At 62.1% G+C, this 1,065-nt stretch carries 2 protein-coding genes; one reads left to right on the top strand and one right to left on the bottom strand.

The features are described 5' to 3' along the window. The first annotated feature begins 326 nt into the window (after nt 1-326). The gene (locus tag RT91_RS19760; protein WP_152982898.1) at nt 327-863 is read left to right on the top strand and encodes a hypothetical protein; all 537 of its coding nucleotides are present in this window, start codon (nt 327-329) and stop codon (nt 861-863) included. Here the strand turns inward: RT91_RS19760 and RT91_RS19755 are convergent. Next, the coding region (locus tag RT91_RS19755) for a hypothetical protein (protein ID WP_035189691.1) at nt 860-1,065 on the bottom strand (206 nt) is incomplete at its 5' end. The genes RT91_RS19760 and RT91_RS19755 overlap by 4 nt on opposite strands.

Genomic DNA, 1,065 nt, shown 5'->3' with positions numbered 1-1,065 from the left:
GGAGCGGCTGATAGCCGCTGCCGTCGCCCAGAAGGCCGCTGAGGCCGCTCAGAGGGCGGCGGAGAGGGAGAAAGCGAAAGAGACCCGCCCCGGTGACGGCAAGAAGTCCCACCATCTCGCCAGCACGGCGCCAGCAGATGGAGTCGTTCATCGAGMMAATGCGGCGGACCGAGCTTCAGAAGCTGCATCGGACAAATGCTGGATGCGAACCGAAAAGAGACCGGGAAATGCAGACGTCGSSTTGGAGTGGGCGGTAACGGGCAGGGAGAATGACGAAAGAGGCACTTACCAAAGCCGAARACTGGGAGTCCGTGAGGAAAGGCGAGTTGGATGAGGCCGCCAAGAACCTCAAGGAAATTCGCGATAACTCGCCATTCCGGGCATGGCTGCACGACCGGAAAATCTGGCGTTCTGATCTACTGGCGGAAGCTGAAACGGCAGTGAACACAGCGAAGCAAAATCACGATCACGCCTGCTATTTGACGGGCAACGCCAGAGCAGACTTGGCCAAGCAGGCGACGCCGGAAACGCTGGCGGAGAGGGAGAAGGCGATCGAGGATCAGCAGGATCTCGAACGCGACAAGGTGGCTGAGATCGAGGCGATGCGGCAGGCGCTGCACAGCCCGGAATGGCTGGATGAGGCCGAGCGGCAGGTCAATCACATGCTGGACGTGCAGGAGATCGTGAGTGCCGGGCAGCTTGAACAGAGTTGGGGACAGACCCGGTTCAGCCATCCGCCGGGCCTGTCAGCGCAGGAGATCGAGCGGCGTGATGCGGTGCTCGCCGAGCAGCCAGAGATCACCAAGGCGGTGATGGAAAAAGTCGCGCAAGAGAAGGATCGCGGGTTGGAGATGGACCTCTAGGCTTGCTCGCGGAGGTCCAGACGCGTCTCGATCCGCTCGATCCGCGCTGCGAGACGATCCGCACGATCGGCCATGATGGCGTAATGGCTCATCTCGGTGGCCGCGAGATTCCCCACGGCGGTCTCCAAGGCGGTCAGGCGTAGCTTCACCTCGCGCATGTCCTCCGCCAGCCGGTCGATCTTCTCGTCGAGCCGCCGCAGAT

Origin of the sequence: Acidiphilium sp. JA12-A1, assembly GCF_000724705.2 — a bacterium.
Classification (GTDB): Bacteria; Pseudomonadota; Alphaproteobacteria; order Acetobacterales; family Acetobacteraceae; genus Acidiphilium; species Acidiphilium multivorum.
This window is presented reverse-complemented; position numbering and strand designations above follow the sequence as displayed.